Consider the following 17,121-nt stretch of genomic DNA (forward strand, 5'->3'; position numbering starts at 1 on the left):
GCGATGGATGGCACGGGCTTCGCCCGTGTTCGCGGGCAAGCCCGCTCCCACAGGGATCACGCCAGCTTTTAGAAATTGAGCAAGACAGTTGCTCCCACACCGACCGCGTTGGCTGTCCCTGTGGGAGCTGGCTTGCCGGCGATGAGCCGATAAAGGCAATAAAGAATTATCGATTCAGCTCCTGGTGGTTGATGGCCCGACACTGGCCAGGCACCCTGAAAATATTCCTCACGTCTGCGCACGATTTCGGGTATAGTACGCGCCGGTCTTTTAGCGGACCGCAAAATCAGGTGGTGTAAACCCTCCGAGTCCAGCTTCGGCTGCACGTCCGCTAGGCGGACTTTCCCACGTTTATCTTTTTCAATCGTTTTCGCAAATCCCCGCCGCCAAAGCTGCCTGGGTGACCTGTCGGTCTTTCATGGCTTGTGCAGCTTTGGAGCATGGGTCTTTGCGGATGCACCTAGAGGCAGACCCATGACCCAGGAAACCGGCGGCTTCGCCGCTCTCGATCTCAATCCGAATATTGTTGCTGCCGTTCTGGCGACCGGCTACGAAGAGCCGTCCGCCATTCAGCAACAATCGATCCCGATCATCCTCGCCGGTCACGACATGATCGGCCAGGCGCAGACTGGCACCGGCAAGACCGCTGCCTTCGCCCTGCCGATCCTCAACAAGATCGATGTGAGCAAGCGCGAACCGCAAGCCCTGATCCTGGCGCCAACCCGCGAGTTGGCGCTGCAAGTTGCTACCGCTTTCGAAACCTACGCCAAGCAGATGCCGGGCGTGAACGTGGTCGCCGTCTACGGTGGTGCCCCGATGGGCCCACAGCTGCGTGCGATCCGCAACGGCGCGCAAATCGTCGTGGCCACCCCGGGCCGCCTGTGCGACCACCTGCGTCGTGACGAAAAAGTCCTGTCGACCGTGCAGTACCTGGTACTGGACGAAGCCGACGAGATGCTCAAGCTGGGCTTCATGGACGACCTCGAAGTGATCTTCGATGCCATCCCTGCCAGCCGCCAGACCGTGCTGTTCTCCGCCACTCTGCCATCGTCGATCCGCTCGATCGCCGAACGCCACCTGCGCGAGCCCAAGCACGTCAAGATCCAGAGCAAGACCCAGACCGTTACCGCGATCGAGCAGGCCCACCTGATGGTCCACGCTGACCAGAAGATCCCGGCTGTGCTGCGTCTGCTGGAAGTGGAAGAGTTCGATGCGCTGATCGCCTTCGTGCGTACCAAGCAAGCCACCCTGGACCTGGCCTCCGCGCTGGAAGCCAAGGGCTACAAGGCTGCCGCGCTGAATGGCGACATCGCCCAGAACCAGCGTGAGCGTGTGATCGACTCGCTCAAGGATGGCCGCCTGGACATCGTTGTCGCTACCGACGTCGCTGCCCGTGGTCTGGACGTACCGCGCATCACTCACGTGTTCAACGTCGACATGCCGTACGACCCGGAGTCCTACGTACACCGTATCGGCCGTACCGGCCGTGCCGGTCGCGATGGTCGTGCACTGCTGCTGGTCACCCCGCGAGAGCGCCGCATGCTGCAGGTGATCGAGCGCGTAACCGGGCAGAAAGTTGCCGAAGCCCGCCTGCCGAATGCCCAGGCCGTGCTGGACGCCCGCATCAAGAAGCTGACCTCGAGCCTGGCGCCGCTGGTTGCCGAAGCGGAAGCCACCCACGGCGAGCTGTTCGACCGCCTGACCGCCGACCTGGGTTGCAGCGCGCGTGCCCTGGCTGCTGCCCTGCTGCGCAAGGCCACCAATGGCCAGGCGCTGGACCTGGCTGCGGTAGAGCGTGAGCAGCCGCTGGTGCCGAGCTTCGCCCCGCGTGGCGAGCGTACCGAACGTGGTGAGCGTGGCGAGCGCCCGGAGCGTGGTGACCGCGAGCGCCGTGCACCGATGCCGCTGGCCGAAGGCCGTGTGCGTTGCCGCACTGCCCTGGGTGCCCGTGACGGCATCGCTGCCAAGAACCTGTTGGGCGCGATCCTCAACGAGGGTGGCCTGGCCCGTGACGCCATCGGCCGTATCCAGGTGCGCGACAGCTTCAGCCTGGTCGAGTTGCCGGAAGATGGCCTGGAGAAGCTGCTGTCCAAGCTCAAGGACACCCGCGTGGCTGGCAAGCAGCTGAAGCTGCGTCGCTACCGCGAGGATTGATCCTGGCGCAATGAAAAAATCCCCGGCTTTGGCTGGGGATTTTTTTTGCCTGTGCCGGCCCTTTCGCGGGTAAACCCGCTCCCACAGGTACAGCACAAGCCTTGAAATCTGTGGAGACCCTGTGGGAGCGGGTTCACCCGCGAAGAGGCCCTTCAGCCGAACCGATAAATGTCCATCCCCAACGCCCCCAGGGTAAACCCTTGGTGCACCACCCCGAACTTGCCCCCAGCCCCCAGGGCAAAGAACAGCGGCAGGAAATGCTCGTCACTGGGATGGTTGCGCACCGCAAACGGCGCCTGCTGCCGATAATTCAGCAACGCTTGCTGATCATCCGCCCGAAGCTTTTCCATCACCCAATCCCTGAACGCCAGTGCCCATGGCTCGATCACATCCGGCCCGGCATGCCAGTCCAGTTCGCCCAGGTTGTGGGTAATGCTGCCCGAGCCGATCAACAGCACGCCCTGACCGCGCAAACCCGCCAGCGCCTGGCCTACCTTGACCTGCAGCGCCGGCCCCATGTGGCTGGGCAGGGAAACTTGCACCACCGGAATATTCGCCTCCGGGTACATCAGCGACAGAGGTACCCAGGCGCCGTGGTCGAATGGCCGCTGCGCATCCAGCCGGGCTGGCAGCCCGGTAGCCTGCAGCAGTTCACTGACCTGCCCGGCAAGGGTGGGGTCACCCGGCGCCGGGTATTGCACCGCATATAGCGCTGGTGGGAAGCCGTAGAAGTCATGCCAGGTCTCGGGCTGTGCGCTGCCGGTAACCAGCAGTTCGCGGCTTTCCCAGTGCGCTGACACCACCACGATCGCTTTCGGACGGGGCAGGGCGTTGGCCAGCCCGGCCAGCGCCGGCCCGCTGGCGCCGGGTTGCAGGGCAAGCATGGGGGAGCCATGGGAAATGAACAGGCTGGGCAGCATGGCGGGTTCCTGACGGTTAAGATGCACACATCTTCGATCAACTACAGATCGAAATCCAAACCAACTTTTACCGACAAACCATCTAAAAATCGGGAGTGATCATGGAGCCAGCGTTCTGGCAGCAGCGGTGGGCCGACAACCAGATCGGCTTTCACCAGGCGCAGGTGAACCCCTATCTGCAGAAATATTGGCCAACTCTTGGCCTTGCGCCGGGCAGCCGCGTGCTGGTGCCGTTGTGCGGCAAGAGCCTGGACCTGGCCTGGTTGGCCGGGCAGGGGTATCGCGTGTTGGGCGTAGAGCTGTCGCGGCGGGCGGTGGAGGCATTCTTCCGCGAGCATGGGCTGCAGGCCGAGGTACAGCAGCGTGGGGCTTTCGAGGTTTGGCGCAGTGGTGACGTCGAGCTCTGGTGTGGGGATTTCTTTGCGTTGCAGGCAGAGGATGTCGGCGACTGCTCGGGGCTGTATGACCGGGCGGCGTTGATTGCCTTGCCCTCGCAGATGCGTGTGGCTTACATGCGGTTGTTGTCGCGCTTGCTGCCGACGGGTTGCCAAGGGTTGGTGGTTACTCTGGATTATGACCAATCCTTGCTGGGCGGGCCGCCGTTTTCGGTAGGAGATGAAGAGCTGCGACAAGGGTTTGCCGGGTGGCAGCTGGATGAGCTGGAGGCTGTGGAGGTGATTGAAGAAAGCCCGAAGTTTTTGCAGGCCGGGGTATCGAGCTTGTTGGAGCGGGTTTGCCGAGTCAGCCGCTGACAGGTGTGTAGCCTGTCTTGGCCCTTTCGTGGGTGAACCCGCTCCCACAGGTACTGCACAATCCTCAAGGTATGTGGTGAACCTGTGGGAGCGGGTTTATCCGCGAAGAGGCCGGCACAGGTGTACAAAAAAGGGCGACCGAAGTCGCCCTTTGTTTCTACCGGTTGGATCAACCGCGACGGCGCAGTGCCTCGATACGGTCTTCCAGCGGCGGGTGGCTCATCAGCAGCCCGGCCAGGCCGTGCTTCAGGCCACCATTGATGCCGAAGGCCTTCATGGTGTCGGGCATGTGCACCGGCAGGCCTTGCTCCACGCGCAGGCGCTGCAGGGCGCCGATCATCGCCGCGGTACCGGCCAGCTGAGCACCGGCTTCGTCGGCGCGGTATTCGCGGCGGCGCGAGAACCACATCACGATCATGCTGGCCAGAATGCCCAGGATCAGCTCGGCAACGATGGTCGCCACGTAGTAGGCAATGCCCTGGCCTTCTTCGTTCTTGAAGATCACCTTGTCGACGAAGTTGCCGATGATGCGCGCGAAGAACATCACGAAGGTGTTCACAACGCCTTGCACCAGCGCCAGGGTGACCATGTCGCCGTTGGCCACGTGGCCGATCTCGTGGGCCAGCACTGCGCGCACTTCATCGGGCGAGAAGCGCTCCAGCAGGCCCTGGGACACGGCGACCAGAGCGTCGTTGCGGTTCCAGCCGGTGGCGAAGGCGTTGGCCTCGTATGCCGGGAAGATACCCACCTCGGGCATCTTGATGCCCGCTTCACGAGACAGCTCTTCCACCGTTTGCAGCAGCCACTGCTCGTGGCGGGTGCGCGGCTGGCTGATGATCTGGGTGCCGGTGGTCATCTTCGCCATCCACTTGGAGATGAACAGCGAGACGAGGGAGCCAGCAAAGCCGAACACGGCGCAGAACACCAGCAGGCTGCTGAGATTCAGGTCGACCCCGTTGGCGGCCATGAACCCGTTGAAACCGAACAGGCTCAGGGTAATGCTTGCAACCAGCACCACCGCGAGGTTGGTGGCTACAAACAACAGAATGCGCATCATGGTTGTTACGTTCTCCTGACGGATGAGTTGTCGCTTACTGCGGGGTATATAAGGGGCCGGCCGTGCCGATTCAATCGGGCGACTATTTCAAACTGTGTACGGCGGAGTATGGCAGAGGATGGCGCGGGGGCTGTGGGATAGAGCGTTGCAGGATGTAAGAAACATCCTTAGGGGTTTTCGGGGGCTGCTTTGCAGCCCATTCGCAGCGCAAGGCTGCTCCTACAGGGGGCATGCGTTCTACTGTAGGAGCAGCCTTGCGCTGCGAAGATGCCATCACTTACTGCGAATAACCCTTCAGGAAATTGCCGATCCGGCCAATCGCCGCTTCCAGGTCATCCACTCGCGGCAGGGTGACCACGCGGAAGTGGTCCGGCCACGGCCAGTTGAACGCCGTACCCTGAACGATAAGCAGCTTCTCCGACAGCAGCAGGTCGAGCACGAACTTTTCGTCGTTGTGAATCGGGCAAACCTTCGGGTCAATCTTCGGGAATGCATACAGCGCACCCATCGGCTTCACGCAGCTCACCCCCGGGATGTCGTTCAGCAGCTCGTAGGTGCGGTTGCGCTGCTCCAGCAGGCGGCCCGGCGGCAACACCAGGTCATTGATGCTCTGGTAGCCGCCCAACGCGGTCTGGATGGCATGCTGGGCCGGCACGTTGGCGCACAGGCGCATGTTGGCCAGCATGTCGATGCCTTCGATGTAGCTTTGCGCGTGGTGCTTGGGCCCGGAGATGATCAGCCAGCCGGAACGGAAGCCCGCCACCCGGTACGACTTGGACAGGCCGTTGAAGGTCAGGCACAGCAGGTCGGGGGCCAGCGAGGCGGTGCTGATGTGCACGGCTTCGTCGTACAGGATCTTGTCGTAGATCTCGTCGGAGAACACCACCAGGTTGTGCTGGCGGGCCAGTTCCAGCATGCCCAGCAGCAGCTCTTTGGAGTACACCGCGCCGGTCGGGTTGTTCGGGTTGATGATCACCAGGGCCTTGGTGTTCGGGGTGATCTTGGCCTTGATGTCCTCAAGGTCGGGGAACCAGTCGGCCTGCTCGTCGCACAGGTAGTGCACCGGCTTGCCGCCGGCCAGGCTCACGGCGGCGGTCCACAGCGGGTAGTCGGGGGCCGGGATCAGCACTTCGTCGCCGTTGTTGAGCAGTGCCTGCATGGACATGACGATCAGCTCGGACACACCATTACCCAGGTAGATGTCTTCGATGCCAACGCCTTCGATCTGCTTCTGCTGGCAGTACTGCATCACCGCCTTGCGCGCGCTGAACAGGCCCTTGGAGTCGCTGTAGCCCTGCGCGGTGGGCAGGTTGCGGATCACATCCTGGAGAATTTCGTCAGGCGCCTCGAAGCCAAACGGCGCCGGGTTGCCGATGTTCAGCTTGAGGATGCGGTGGCCTTCCTCTTCCAGGCGCTTGGCGTGCTTGAGCACTGGGCCGCGAATGTCGTAGCAGACATTGGCGAGCTTGTTCGATTTGCTGAACTGCATGATGGGATCCCGATTGAGAAAACGCGCTACGCCCCGCCGAAAGGTTTGAAAGGGCAGGAAGCGGGTGCCAGACTGAACGCCTGGCACACGAAGCCAACTAATATACGTGCCACCCGCGCCCCGGAAAAGACGGTGCGCAGTGAAATTCAGCCTGCCGAGGTCCCTACATGCAAAAGATCGAGAAAACCCTGGAACAATGGCGGTCGATGCTCGACCCCGAGCAGTACCAGGTGTGCCGCCTGAAGGGCACCGAGCGGCCGTTCAGCGGCAAGTACAACAGCGAGCGCCGTGACGGCATCTACCACTGTATCTGCTGCGGCCTGCCACTGTTCGATGCGCAGACCAAGTTCGATTCCGGCTGCGGCTGGCCGAGCTTCTACGCTCCCATCGAAGAAAGCGCGATGATCGAGATCCGCGACACCTCCCACGGCATGATCCGCACCGAAGTCACCTGTGCCCGCTGCGATGCGCACCTGGGCCACGTGTTCCCCGACGGCCCGCCACCGACCGGCCTGCGCTACTGCATCAACTCGGTGTGCATCGACCTGCGCCCGCGCGACTGACCGGAGCCCGACCATGGCTGGATCGATACTGGACATCCCCTGCGTGACCCTGGGCGGCGAGCACAAGAAGCTCGGCGACTTCCCCGGCAAGGCGCTGCTGGTGGTCAATACCGCCAGCCAGTGCGGCTTTACCCCGCAGTACAAGGGCCTGGAGCAACTGTGGCAGGCCTATCGCGCGCGTGGTCTGGTGGTGCTGGGCTTTCCCTGCAACCAGTTCGGCAAGCAGGAGCCGGGCGATGCACGGGAAATCGCCCAGTTCTGCGAGCGCAATTTTGGTGTGAGCTTCCCGCTGTTCCGCAAGGTCGAGGTCAACGGGCCCGGCAGTCACCCGCTGTTCGTCGAACTCAAGCAGCGCGCCCCGGGCATTCTGGGTAGCCAGAAGATCAAGTGGAACTTCACCAAGTTCCTGGTCGACCCGGCCTCTGGCCAGGTAACGCGCTACGCCCCCACCACCAAGCCGCAGGCCCTGGAAGCGGATATCGAGCGACTGCTCAGCCGTTGACAGGCACCCAGTGGTCGACCAGCGCCAGCAGCTCTTCACGGCGGAACGGCTTGGCCAGGTAGTCGTTCATGCCCGCTGCGCGGCAGCGCTCGCGTTCTTCGGGCATGGCGTTGGCGGTGAGGGCAACGATCGGCAGATCGGGCCAGCGGCCGCTCTGGCGGATGCGCCGGCTGGCCTCGTAGCCGTCCATCACCGGCATGTTGCAGTCCATCAGCACCAGGTCGAACTCGTCCTGTTCCAGTAGCTCCAGGGCCTCGGCGCCCTGGGTGGCCAGCTGCACCTGGCAGCCGAGCTTGGCCAGCATGCCCTTGGCCACCAGCTGGTTCACCGGGTTGTCTTCCACCAGCAGGATGCGCGCACGGCCTTGTTCCAGGGTAATGGCCGGGGTGGCCAGTGGGTGTTCGGGCTCGTGGCCCTGCAAGGTGCGGCGCAAGGTCTGGTACAGGGCGTTGCGCGCCAGCGGCCGGGCCAGCTGGTGCAGGGGGGCGAGGGTGACCGACTGTTCGCTGGGCAGGAAGTTGCCGTAGGCGGTCACCAGCAAGATCGGTGTCTTCAGCGCCGGGCGCAGTTCGAACAGCTGGTCCAGGCTGTCGGTGATCAACAGGTCTATGGCCGTGGCGTCCAACTCCGCGCTGCTGTCATGGCGCTGATAATCAAGGCCCCAGGCGGGCAAAAGGTCCTGCAGCAGTTCATCGAGCCCGCTGCCGGCCGCGCTCAGCGCAGCCACGCGCCCGTGCAATGGGGATGGCGGGATGGCCTCGGTGTGCACGGCCAGCGGCAGCTCGGCGGTGAAGCGGCTGCCGAAGCCCGGGTCGGATTTGATATGCAGGTGGCCCTGCATGGCCTTGCACAGGTTGCGCGTCAGCGCCAGGCCCAGGCCGGTGCCGCCAAACTGGCGGGTGATGCCGGCGCCCGCCTGGGTGAACGGCTGGAAGATCCGCGCCTGGGCTTCTTCGGGGATGCCGATACCGGTGTCGCGCACTTCCAGGCGCACACCGCCGACAATGGTCGCCAGGCGCACATCCACGCGGCCGAAGCGGGTGAACTTGAGGGCGTTGGACAGCAGGTTGCTGACGATCTGCCTTACCCGCGTGGGGTCGCCAAGCACGCTGCTGGGGAAGTCCCGGGCGATCAGGCAGGTCAGCTCCACGCTTTGCGCGGTGTTCTGCGACAGCAGGTTGGCGGTGTCCTCGACCATCGAGCCCATGTCGAACGGAATGCGCTCCAGCTCCAGCTGGCCGGCATCGAACTTGGACAGGTCGAGAATATCGTTGAGCAATTCCACCAGCACCTTGCCGGAGTCATGGGCTATCGCCAGTTGCTGGCGTTGCTCGCTGGGTAGCGGGCTGTCCAGGGCAAGGGCGATCATGCCGAGCATGCCGTTGAGCGGGGTACGGATTTCGTGGCTCATGTTGGCGAGAAAGGCAGCGCGTGCCTGGGCCATGTCCAGCGCCCGGCGTCGGGCTTCTTCCAGCTCCTGGTTGGACAGGCTCAGGCTGTTGTTGCTGGCTTTCAGCTCGTTGGTGCGTGCCGAGACGATATCTTCCAGCTCGTTGAGGTACTGGGTAAGGCGGTTTTCCGCTGTGCGCCGCTGCTCGATCTCGGTGGCCATGCTGACGAACTGCTGGTTTGCGACTTTCACCAGTACGCCGATCTCGTCGTTTTCGTGGCCGTGCGGGCAGGCCAGGCGGGTTTGTCGGGGCTTGCGCGGGTCGCTGCCGCTGAGCGCGCCGATCACTGTCACCAGCGGTTTGGTCAGCATCATGTAGAACAGCGCCAGCAAGATGCCGGTCAACACCAGGCTGCGGGCGAAGCCGTTGAGCAGGGTTATGCCGGCGCGGTCGAGGAAGCGGCTGCCGAAGGCGTAGGTGTCCACCTCCAGGTACAGCGTGCCGAGGTCCTCGTCGGGCATATGGGTGAGGTACAGGCGCTCCTTGAACTGGCGCTGCTCGCCGAACAGGAAGTCGCTGAGCGGTCGGTAGCGGTCCTGCAGGCGCGGCCGCTCGACATCGGCCAGCACCGTTTCGTTGTTGTCGCTCAGCCGCGCGCGGATGATTGCCGGCGACTCCAGCAAGCCGCGAGTCAGCTCCAGCGCCAGTTCCGAATCGATGTTGTAGGCAATGCGCGAGGCCGGGTTGTGGCTGATTTGCAGCAAGGCGCGCACTTCGCGGTTGATGGACGCGTCTTCGCTGGCATAATCGATGCCTATCTGGATGAGACTGAGCAATGTTCCCAGGATGAAGCCGACCAGGACTGTCAACCGGGCTTGCTTGTATGACAGGCGATTGGTGAACTTGATATCCATGTGTCCCGAGCCGGTTTCACGTCCCTTGCGCTGCGCAAGCATAGCCGATCAACCCCGGCTGCTGGTGGGTCTGTCTGTTCATTTCAGTTGATCGCCAAGCGGGGGCCGCTTTGCGCCCCTTCGCGGGCGCGCCCGCTCCCACTGGTATACCACTGCCCTTGAGATTTGTGGTGTGCCTGTGGGAGCGGGCAAGCCCGCGAAGCGGCCCCAAAAAAACTGAAATTCGTAGGAGTCGTCATGGACGCTCGCTTGATTGCTTTCCTGGACCGCGCCGAATCGGTACTGGCCCGCCTCGAACCCCTGTTGCCGGCAACACGTCCGAACATCGACTGGGCCACCACCCTGGCCGCGCGCTGGCAGCGCGATGGCCGCAGCGGCTACCTGCTGCCGCTGGAAGTAAGCCTGGACATTCGCCTCAGCGACCTGATTGGCGTCGACCATCAGCGTGACCAGCTGGGCCGCAACACCCATCAGTTCATCAACGGCATGCCAGCCAACCATGCATTGCTGTGGGGCTCGCGCGGCACCGGCAAGTCGTCGCTGGTACGTGCCCTGCTGGCCGAGCACGCCGGTGCCGGCCTGCGCCTGATCGAAATCGAACGCGACCACCTGGCCGACCTGCCACGGGTGGTCGAGCAACTGCAGAAACTGCCGCAGCGCTTCATCCTGTTCTGCGACGACCTGTCGTTCGAAGCCGGGGAGGGCGACTACCGGGTGCTCAAGAGCGTGCTCGACGGCTCACTCGAGCAGGCTCCGGACAACGTGCTGCTGTACGCCACTTCCAATCGCCGCCACCTGGTGCCGGAGAAGGAAAGCGACAACGAGAACTGGAAGCGCGTGGACGGCGAGCTTCACCCCAGCGAAGCGGTGGAGGACAAGATTGCCCTGTCCGACCGTTTTGGCCTGTGGCTGTCGTTCTACCCCTTCACCCAGGAACACTTCCTGAACGTGGTCGAGCACTGGATCGGCCAGCTCGCACAAACTGCCGGCCTGGCCTGGCAGCGCAGCGAAGAACTCGACATCCTCGCCGTGCGCTGGGCCACCGGCCGCGGTAACCGTAATGGCCGTTGTGCCTATCAGTTCGCCCGCTACTGGGTCGGGCTGCAATTGCTGGAGCAAAAGTAAATGATCGACCTCAATGCCAGTGGCGCCGGCCTCGACGGCTACAACCTGCTGGCGGCGCAAGTGCAGGCGCTGTTTGCCGACGAGCGTGACTTCATCGCCAATGCCGCGCAGTTTTCGGCATTCCTCTATAACCAGGTGGACGACCTCAACTGGGCGGGCTTCTACCTCAACCGCAACGAAGAACTGGTGCTGGGCCCGTTCCAGGGCCAGGTGGCGTGCGTGCGCATCCCGTTCAGCAAGGGTGTGTGCGGAGCGGCAGCGGCCACTCGGCAGACCCAGCGGGTGGAGGACGTGCATGCGTTCCCGGGGCACATTGCCTGTGACAGCGCGTCCAACAGCGAGCTGGTGATCCCGCTGGTGAAGGAGGGCAGGTTGATTGGTGTGCTGGACCTGGACAGCCCGAAGCTTGGGCGCTTCAGTGAGGTGGATCAGGTGGGGCTGGAGCGGTTGGCGGCGATCTTCCTGGAGCTGACCGACTGCTGATGGTCGTTGCCTTTACCGGCCTCTTCGCGGCTAAAGCCGCTCCCACAAGGATGGCATCAAGCCTGAGGGCGAGGCGGTCCCCGTGGGAGCGGCTTTAGCCGCGAAGAGGCCGGTAAAGGTTAAAGCATCAGTCGTACATCACCTTCTTCTTCCAGGTCTCTTCCTCATCGGTCTTGAGCCCCTGGGTCAGTTCATTCTGCTCGTCCTCCGCCGGAGCCATGCGGTCCAGCACCTGGGCGTTGGCCCGGGCCAGCAGCTTCTCCAGGTACGTAAGCTGCTCCTCATAAACCTTTGGTTCCGGCTGCTTGCGCAGGTACTGCACGCCGCGCTCGAACGCAAGTCGCGCCTGGCCTGGCTGGTTCTGCTGGAGGGCCTGCTGGCCTAGGTTGTTGAAGAACTCGATATGCAACAGCACCAGGATATGGCGGATTTCCTTGACCCATTGCTTTGCCTCGGGCGTGGGCAGGAAGCCCTCCTGGGCGGCGCGGGTCACCTGGTTGTGCAACGCCTCCAGCAGGAAGCGCACATCCTTGGCCTTGATCTCGGTCTGGATCGGGTTGGGCGGGTTGTTCACCGGTATCTGCCCGCCCTGGGCAATCAGCCTCTCCAGTTCGGCGATGCGCGCCTTGATTTCGGCATTGTGCTTGTCCATCGCCAGTTGACGCTGGTTGAGGTTGAGCTCCAGGCGGGTCAGCAGCAACTTCAGCGCCGGTGTCATGAACTGGCCTGGGAAGGTCTCGGTGATTTCGCCACAGCGGCGCAGGCGGTCGGCCAGCTCGACCTTCAGCCTGGCGCGCTCTAGCTTGCCGTTCTCGACCACATTGTTTAGGTAGCCGATCACGATCAGCAACGCGATACCCGCCACGATGAGCAGGGTGATCAGAAGTGGTGTCACCGTTAATGCCTCATTGAAGAAGAATTACACCCTTGAGTGTAGTGAGTTCGTCTGGGGACGAACAGCGGCTATATACCTGTATCGGCCTCTTCGCGGCTAAAGCCGCTCCCACAGGGATCGCACCGCCCTCAGGCTTCGTGCGGTCCTTGTGGGAGCGGCTTTAGCCGCGAAGAGGGCGGTGCAGGTACCCCTCTCTCTATATCGACAACCCGGCCCGCAACTGCACCCCTACCTACCCGGAAGTCATTGATTTAAATAAATTTCTACAAAGGGGTTGACGCCTGTCCGAACCATCCATAGAATGCGCGCCACTTGCAGCGTAAAGCACACAGCGAAACGCGGCAGGGAGTGAAAGCAGGCAGTAATGCCAGCAGCGTGTCCCCTTCGTCTAGTGGCCTAGGACACCGCCCTTTCACGGCGGTAACAGGGGTTCGAGTCCCCTAGGGGACGCCAAATTGCGGGAATAGCTCAGTTGGTAGAGCACGACCTTGCCAAGGTCGGGGTCGCGAGTTCGAGTCTCGTTTCCCGCTCCAGTTTCTCCGGCAGCGCCTAATGGCGGGGCAGGAAAAGAAAATCCAGGCTGAATCGTGAGGTTCAAACCTGGTGCACTGAAAAGTGTCGTGTGTCCCCTTCGTCTAGTGGCCTAGGACACCGCCCTTTCACGGCGGTAACAGGGGTTCGAGTCCCCTAGGGGACGCCATTTGCGGGAATAGCTCAGTTGGTAGAGCACGACCTTGCCAAGGTCGGGGTCGCGAGTTCGAGTCTCGTTTCCCGCTCCAGTTCAATACTGTGGCGTCTATGCGGTGCAGTGGTGGTGAAGGTCTTCAAGGCGCTTCACGCCGATAGTGGTACAGCTTCACAATGCGGGAATAGCTCAGTTGGTAGAGCACGACCTTGCCAAGGTCGGGGTCGCGAGTTCGAGTCTCGTTTCCCGCTCCAAATCGAAGAACGAAGAAAGGGACGCAAGTCCCTTTCTTCGTTTTTGTCTGTCTGAAATTGGCATAATCAAGGCGCCTTGTTGCATGGCGCCTCTGGTCAGTTCAGCGGTAGCTGATGGTGAATTTCAATGCGGCCTTGGCCAGGCCATCCTTCACCTTGGGGTCGAGTTGATAGTAGCGTGCCTTGAAGTCCAGCTGGGTCTCGGGAAAATTCAGGCGCTTGACGGATACGGCTTCCTGCAGCGGCAGTTCCCGCCCGTCGTCATGCAGGATCTGGATACCGAAGCCTGCGGCCGTTGAGCCTGTGCCCAAGCTGAATATGCCTCGCTTTGCATCCACGACCGATGAGCCACTGGCGCCGTCCAGTTCGATATGGGCGAATGCCGTGGGCGCCGAACGGTCGTCGTCGCAGTTGCTGAGCTTAATGTTGAAACTGACTTCCGAACCTACCGGTCCCGGGCCAGTAAAGTCGGCTAACGTGTGGTCTGAAAACTTCACCGGGTCGGCGCTGACAGGGTTGCCCAAGAGTGTGCATTGCGCTTGTTTGACCCGGGCCTTCAAGGTGAAATTCATTACTGGACCCAGGTCGTCGGTGATCCCCTGGAACATTTCCTTGTCGATAATATAGTCGCCTGGGGCAAGCGGGCCGGTCTTGACCAGTTTTACCTTGCCGTACAAATGGCTCATTGGTATACCAAAACCAGTATTCGTTCGCGCGGTGCCGCTGTAAGGGATGGTCTGGGTGCCGTTGTCGGAAGTAAAGGTGTTTGGGGCGCTGCCATCGTAGGGAAACCCGACGGAGACGATGGCACCGATGCCGTCGATGTTGGTGCGCATTACGCTGTCGGCGTGACGGCTGCTACCACCCGATACACCCACGGCAATGGCTGTGGAGGCGGGTAAATGGATATTGGCCGGATAGAAGCAATTCAGCACGGCTCCGTCTCGGTTCCTGATGGAAACGTCGAGGTTGGCGATTTCGCGTCCTATTTCTGCATCACGAGGCACCCATACGGTACCTGCGTCGAACTCAAAGATCAGTTGCCTGCTGCTCCCGGATCCCCAATTGCATGTTGCTTCAGCCTCGCTGCAGAGCAGCCCTAATGCGAGGGCGCAGGCAACAGAAACGATAGGGCGCTGTGCTGTGCATCCGTTAATGCTCATGAGGAATGTTCCTGGTAGTTCATGTTCATTTCGAGTGAAGGCGGTTCTTGGTGGGGTTGGCACACCAAGGTTTGCACGCGGTAGCCGTTGACATTGGGTATTTCACCTGGGGTAAGCGTTACCTGGCATTCGCGGGTGGCTTGGTCTACCCATTGCGCGCGCAGTTGCTGGGTGCCCGGGATATCGCTGGCTATCAGTGTCTGGCCGGCTTGGCCGACCACGGTCACGGCATTGCCTTGGGCATCGGTTATCTGGGTGCCGAATGGCAGCGGGCGGCCATCTGCCAGCTGCAGGGTAAGGACCATGCGCATGACTTGCCGGCTGGGGAAGCTGGCTTTGACGATCGCGCCCCGGCGCGGCACTACCTGCTGCGTGGCATTGTCGATGATGATTTCTGGCGAGAGATCGTCAGTGTCCAACACCAACGAATTCAGCCGGTAGGGGCGCAGGCCCGATGCCAGCAGGTAGCCCTGCGAGTTGGCCTGGCTCGATGGCGCATGCTGCAGCGTGATGCCGGCAACATCAGGTACGTGCACCAAGGCGCTGGTCTCGCTCACGTAAGGGCCAAGTACAATGCCCGAACCATGGGCCAGCAGGGCGCCGCTGGCATTGAGCGAAACACTGCGGTAGTCCGCACCCTGGGTGTAACCGGCCCCGTAGTTGGCGTTGGTCCCGTGATAGGCCATGGACAGTGCGCCGCTGGTGTTGTTTTGCTGATCGTTGCTCACCGACACCTGGTAACCGACCCGGTTGTCCATCAGCCCGCCATTGACGCTGGCGCGTTCGCTGTAGCGACCGTTGTAGCGTTGCACATCGAAGGTAGTGTTGTGGCGGTGACCGAAATCCAGTGGCAGTGACAGGCTCAGGCCGAACAGGCGGTTTTCGCCGACGCTGTCGGCCAGCGCCTGGGAAGCGAACAGATTGACGCTCAGGTCACCCCAACGCGTGTTGTACTGCACTTGATACTGGCGGCGTTGGGCGGCGCTGCCCCAATAGTCCTCCTGCGAAAGCGTCAGGCTCACCGAGCTTTTGCCGAAATTCTGGTAGACCGAAGCTTCCAGGCGACTGCGTCGGTTGCCCAGGTAATGTGCCGACTGGTTGCGTTCCCTCACGGCTTCGTCGAAGTCCCGGTAACCCTCGGTGGAATAGCGGTAGCCGGCAAAACGCAGATTGGTGCCGGTCTGGAAGCTCTTGCCGTAGCGTGCGGCGAAGCTGTGCCCTTGTACCTGGCCCGTGAGGCTGCCAAGGTCGGTGCGTGCCTGGGTGATATCGAACGACAGCGCGCCCAGGCCAGCGAAGTCGCGAGCAATACCCAGCGCACCGGCGCGATAGTAATCGCTGGCCAGAACACCGCCATACAGCGTGCTGTCCCAGGCCCCGCCGCGGGCCAGCGTGCCCTCCCAGAACAGAGGGCGTTCCAGGTCCTCGGCGCCGTTGTAGCGGCCCACCGTTGCGCTGTAGCGCCATACCCCCTCGCGCAGCAGGTTGCTCAGTGATGAGTAAGGCTGGGTAAAGCGGCGCACCTGGCCATCGGCCTCGGTGAGGATCACCTCCAGCTCGCCGTGGCTGGCGCCGACACTGAGGTCGTCGATGGCGTAGGGCCCGGGTGCCACGTAGGTGGAGTAGATTGGGTAACCGTTGTGCAGCACCTCCAGCTTGGCGCGTGTCTGGGCCACACCACGGAGCACTGGGGCGTATTGCTGTTCGGTATCGGAGCGCATGTCTAGGTCCGAAGCCAGCTGCGCACCGACAAAAGGCACGCTGCGGAACACATCGCCGCCGGTAAAGGTTTCGCCCAGCGTGAAGTTGGCACGCAGCCCCGGCACGTCGCGTTGCGCGTAGGTGTTACTGTGGCTCCAGTCGAGCTTGTGCTCTGCGCTATCACGCAGTGCCTGTGTGCTGCGCAAGCGCCAGCCGGCGAAATTGATGCCGCTGTTCAGGTACAGGTCCTGGCTGTTGCGGTTGTCGCCGTTGTCGTTGTTGTAGTGCTGTGCAGACACCTGGTAGTTGACGAAAGCGGCATCGATACCGGAATCCCAACGCGATTCCGGCACCGAACCTGCAGCTTGCCGGCGCAGGGCGATCTGCGGGATCGACAGCGCCAGTTGCAAGCGTTGCGGGTTGAAGTCGGCACGGGCCTGGGGGACCAGTGTGGCCAGGTCCAGGCAGCTGTCATCATTGGGTAATGGCGCTTCGAGGGCTTCTTCGCGCAGGTCGAAGTCACGCAGCAGCTCGCCTGTCAGGCAGGCTTGCAGGCCTTGGCCGTTGTCGTTGTGTATGTCGATTTCGCGCGTGTAGGGCGTGGTGTTGTTGACCACGACCTGTACGCGATAGCGTCCGGCTGCCAAGGGGGCCTGCTCGGCCAGCGCTTGCAGGGCCAGGGCGCCTGCCTCGCTGGCCTGGCCAGCGGCCTGGTGCATGAACTCGGCCTGAAAGCGCGGCGTGGCGGCGAATGTCGGCGTGACCAGTAAAACCATTAGCGAGCTGCTCAGCAGCGCTGAGCGGGCGGGGTATGGGCGTGACGAGGCAGGCCTGCGGCAGTGAAGCTTGGGCATGGGAGGTCCTGAGGCACCGCGGCTCCAGGCCTGAGGCTGGAACTGGGGCTGGGTTGTATGCAGAGGGCGGCATGCGTCAGGAATGGTGGCTGACAGTGCCGGTGTTCGGGATGGGTAGGGTAGGGAGGGAGGGCGGAGCGGGATGTAGGAAGAGTCTTGCGCGTAGGTGAGAGATATAGACGGGAATTGGAGTAGTAGAGTCTCCCGACAGATGGGCTG

12 protein-coding genes, 5 tRNA genes and 1 pseudogene are annotated in these 17,121 nt (G+C 62.4%); 11 read left to right on the plus strand and 7 right to left on the minus strand.

Annotation, left to right across the window (positions count from 1 at the left end):
• Positions 1-440: 440 nt before the first annotated feature.
• Positions 441-2,154: pseudogene (locus tag CAF92_RS24025) on the plus strand (DEAD/DEAH box helicase).
• 152 nt (positions 2,155-2,306) lie between these two features.
• Here CAF92_RS24025 and CAF92_RS24035 read toward each other — a convergent pair.
• Positions 2,307-3,074: a class III extradiol ring-cleavage dioxygenase gene (locus CAF92_RS24035; protein ID WP_085602126.1), complete on the minus strand. Its 768-nt coding sequence runs from the start codon at positions 3,072-3,074 to the stop codon at positions 2,307-2,309.
• Between the two features lie 101 nt (positions 3,075-3,175).
• Between CAF92_RS24035 and CAF92_RS24040 the strand changes: the two genes are divergently transcribed.
• Positions 3,176-3,826 (plus strand): thiopurine S-methyltransferase, encoded by a 651-nt coding sequence (locus CAF92_RS24040; RefSeq protein WP_085602127.1) that lies wholly within the window; start codon positions 3,176-3,178, stop codon positions 3,824-3,826.
• 169 nt (positions 3,827-3,995) lie between these two features.
• On the opposite strand, the gene htpX is transcribed toward CAF92_RS24040, so the two are convergent.
• Both htpX and CAF92_RS24050 read right to left on the minus strand, forming a co-directional pair.
• Positions 3,996-4,883, minus strand: coding sequence for a protease HtpX (gene htpX, locus CAF92_RS24045; RefSeq protein ID WP_003259721.1), 888 nt, complete (start codon positions 4,881-4,883; stop codon positions 3,996-3,998).
• A 277-nt stretch (positions 4,884-5,160) separates the two neighbouring features.
• Positions 5,161-6,372, minus strand: a complete 1,212-nt coding sequence (locus CAF92_RS24050; protein ID WP_013971543.1) for a pyridoxal phosphate-dependent aminotransferase — start codon at positions 6,370-6,372, stop codon at positions 5,161-5,163.
• A 167-nt stretch (positions 6,373-6,539) separates the two neighbouring features.
• Between CAF92_RS24050 and msrB the strand changes: the two genes are divergently transcribed.
• Positions 6,540-6,935 (plus strand): peptide-methionine (R)-S-oxide reductase MsrB, encoded by a 396-nt coding sequence (gene msrB, locus CAF92_RS24055; protein ID WP_015269381.1) that lies wholly within the window; start codon positions 6,540-6,542, stop codon positions 6,933-6,935.
• A 13-nt stretch (positions 6,936-6,948) separates the two neighbouring features.
• Entirely contained in the window at positions 6,949-7,437 is a 489-nt protein-coding gene (locus CAF92_RS24060) for a glutathione peroxidase (RefSeq protein WP_015269382.1), read from the plus strand.
• On the opposite strand, the gene CAF92_RS24065 is transcribed toward CAF92_RS24060, so the two are convergent.
• Positions 7,427-9,784: a response regulator gene (locus CAF92_RS24065; RefSeq protein WP_046615475.1), complete on the minus strand. Its 2,358-nt coding sequence runs from the start codon at positions 9,782-9,784 to the stop codon at positions 7,427-7,429. The two genes, CAF92_RS24060 and CAF92_RS24065, sit on opposite strands and share 11 nt — an antisense overlap.
• A gap of 195 nt (positions 9,785-9,979) precedes the next feature.
• On the opposite strand from CAF92_RS24065, the gene CAF92_RS24070 reads away from it, so the two are divergent.
• The gene (locus CAF92_RS24070) at positions 9,980-10,867 is read left to right on the plus strand and encodes an ATP-binding protein (protein ID WP_085602128.1); all 888 of its coding nucleotides are present in this window, start codon (positions 9,980-9,982) and stop codon (positions 10,865-10,867) included.
• Positions 10,868-11,350: a GAF domain-containing protein gene (locus CAF92_RS24075; RefSeq protein WP_085602129.1), complete on the plus strand. Its 483-nt coding sequence runs from the start codon at positions 10,868-10,870 to the stop codon at positions 11,348-11,350.
• A gap of 127 nt (positions 11,351-11,477) precedes the next feature.
• Here the strand turns inward: CAF92_RS24075 and CAF92_RS24080 are convergent, their stop codons facing one another.
• A complete protein-coding gene (locus CAF92_RS24080) occupies positions 11,478-12,245 on the minus strand; it encodes a hypothetical protein (protein ID WP_085602130.1) in 768 nt (255 codons plus the stop codon).
• Positions 12,246-12,622: 377 nt separating this feature from the next.
• Between CAF92_RS24080 and CAF92_RS24085 the strand changes: the two genes are divergently transcribed.
• The 5 genes from CAF92_RS24085 to CAF92_RS24105 all read left to right on the plus strand — a co-directional run bounded on the left by CAF92_RS24085 (position 12,623) and on the right by CAF92_RS24105 (position 13,184).
• Positions 12,623-12,698, plus strand: a tRNA-Glu gene (locus CAF92_RS24085).
• Positions 12,699-12,702: 4 nt separating this feature from the next.
• Positions 12,703-12,778: transfer RNA gene (locus tag CAF92_RS24090), tRNA-Gly, on the plus strand.
• Between the two features lie 91 nt (positions 12,779-12,869).
• A tRNA-Glu gene (locus CAF92_RS24095) sits at positions 12,870-12,945 on the plus strand.
• A 3-nt stretch (positions 12,946-12,948) separates the two neighbouring features.
• Positions 12,949-13,024, plus strand: a tRNA-Gly gene (locus CAF92_RS24100).
• An 84-nt stretch (positions 13,025-13,108) separates the two neighbouring features.
• Positions 13,109-13,184 (plus strand) — tRNA-Gly (locus CAF92_RS24105).
• A gap of 101 nt (positions 13,185-13,285) precedes the next feature.
• Here the strand turns inward: CAF92_RS24105 and CAF92_RS24110 are convergent.
• A complete protein-coding gene (locus CAF92_RS24110; protein WP_085602131.1) occupies positions 13,286-14,347 on the minus strand; it encodes a fimbrial protein in 1,062 nt (353 codons plus the stop codon).
• Positions 14,344-16,902 carry a fimbria/pilus outer membrane usher protein gene (locus CAF92_RS24115; RefSeq protein WP_085602132.1) on the minus strand — a complete coding sequence of 853 codons (2,559 nt, stop codon included), beginning with the start codon at positions 16,900-16,902 and terminating at the stop codon, positions 14,344-14,346. The genes CAF92_RS24110 and CAF92_RS24115 overlap by 4 nt, the downstream gene beginning before the upstream one ends.
• Positions 16,903-17,121: the final 219 nt, after the last annotated feature.

Origin of the sequence: Pseudomonas sp. B10(2017) (assembly GCF_002113295.1) — a bacterium.
GTDB classification, from domain to species: domain Bacteria; phylum Pseudomonadota; class Gammaproteobacteria; order Pseudomonadales; family Pseudomonadaceae; genus Aquipseudomonas; species Aquipseudomonas pudica.

Excerpts from the sequence above, each read along its gene's own strand:
- CAF92_RS24035 (WP_085602126.1), bottom strand. The coding sequence starts at position 3,074 with ATGCTGCCCAGCCTGTTCATTTCCCATGGCTCCCCCATGCTTGCCCTG.
- CAF92_RS24040 (WP_085602127.1), top strand. The coding sequence starts at position 3,176 with ATGGAGCCAGCGTTCTGGCAGCAGCGGTGGGCCGACAACCAGATCGGC.
- htpX (WP_003259721.1), bottom strand. The coding sequence starts at position 4,883 with ATGATGCGCATTCTGTTGTTTGTAGCCACCAACCTCGCGGTGGTGCTG.
- CAF92_RS24050 (WP_013971543.1), bottom strand. The coding sequence starts at position 6,372 with ATGCAGTTCAGCAAATCGAACAAGCTCGCCAATGTCTGCTACGACATT.
- msrB (WP_015269381.1), top strand. The coding sequence starts at position 6,540 with ATGCAAAAGATCGAGAAAACCCTGGAACAATGGCGGTCGATGCTCGAC.
- CAF92_RS24060 (WP_015269382.1), top strand. The coding sequence starts at position 6,949 with ATGGCTGGATCGATACTGGACATCCCCTGCGTGACCCTGGGCGGCGAG.
- CAF92_RS24065 (WP_046615475.1), bottom strand. The coding sequence starts at position 9,784 with ATGCTTGCGCAGCGCAAGGGACGTGAAACCGGCTCGGGACACATGGAT.
- CAF92_RS24070 (WP_085602128.1), top strand. The coding sequence starts at position 9,980 with ATGGACGCTCGCTTGATTGCTTTCCTGGACCGCGCCGAATCGGTACTG.
- CAF92_RS24075 (WP_085602129.1), top strand. The coding sequence starts at position 10,868 with ATGATCGACCTCAATGCCAGTGGCGCCGGCCTCGACGGCTACAACCTG.
- CAF92_RS24110 (WP_085602131.1), bottom strand. The coding sequence starts at position 14,347 with ATGAGCATTAACGGATGCACAGCACAGCGCCCTATCGTTTCTGTTGCC.
- CAF92_RS24115 (WP_085602132.1), bottom strand. The coding sequence starts at position 16,902 with ATGCCCAAGCTTCACTGCCGCAGGCCTGCCTCGTCACGCCCATACCCC.